Raw genomic sequence first — 209 nt, 5'->3', positions numbered from 1 at the left:
CTCATGTCCACCAGCGGCACCAGCACCAACCTCCTCACCGCCGCCCAAGCCGGCCGCGACACCGGACTGCACTGCTGGGCCCTCACCGGACCCACCCCCAACCCCCTCGCCGACACATGCCACGACGTCCTCGCCGTCCCCTCACCCGACAGCCAGGTCGTCCAGGAACTCCACCTCGTCACCAGCCACCTGCTCTGCGAGTACGTGGA

Annotated in this window: 1 pseudogene; it reads left to right on the top strand. The window is 69.4% G+C overall.

The window, feature by feature from the left end:
• Positions 1-209, top strand: a pseudogene (locus ACSNOB_RS32220) (phosphoheptose isomerase); the annotation flags it as partial.

Origin of the sequence: Micromonospora sp. URMC 106 (genome assembly GCF_051386395.1) — a bacterium.
Lineage (GTDB): Bacteria > Actinomycetota > Actinomycetes > Mycobacteriales > Micromonosporaceae > Micromonospora.
This window is presented reverse-complemented; position numbering and strand designations above follow the sequence as displayed.